Below are 561 nucleotides of genomic sequence, written 5' to 3' on the forward strand. Positions count from 1 at the left end.
CTGAATATCAATCACTGCCAGAAGCGCGCCAGTTCTCTGTGTCTGTGGTCGAAAACGTTGAGCAAGTGATTGATCAAGTCGACATCATCAGTTGCATTACTGCGTCTGCTCAGCCTTTATTTAATGGCTTTGATGTGCAGCCGGGAACACACATTGATCTGGTCGGTAATCACGACTTAGACAAGCGTGAATGCGATTCTGTCTCGGTGCAAAGAGCGAATGTGTATGTCGACAGTCGCATTAATGTGTTGGCGGAAGCGGGAGATCTGCTGATCCCAATTCAAGAGGGGGTATTCACACCTGAAGACATTTATGGGGAGTTGCCTGAGCTTTGCGCTCAGCAAGTGCAAGGGCGTCAAAGTGACGAGGTGATTACCTTATATAAATCGGTTGGCAGTGCCTTGGCTGATTTAGCCGCAGTAAAAGCGGTGTTGTTAAAACATGGCGTTGAAAGCCAAATTTGAGCATTTTCGCTCGTCTTTATAAATTGCATACAATATACATAAAGGAAAGGAAGTTCATGAAAGTAGATTGGAAAGGTGTTTATCCGGCGGTCAGTAC

Annotated in this window: 1 pseudogene; it reads left to right on the top strand. The window is 45.6% G+C overall.

Annotated features, from left to right (window positions below):
• Positions 1–464 (top strand): annotated as a pseudogene (locus R7Z77_RS27530) (ornithine cyclodeaminase family protein); the annotation flags it as partial.
• Between the last annotated feature and the right edge of the window lie 97 nt (positions 465–561).

The organism is Vibrio sp. 1401 (assembly GCF_033340295.1).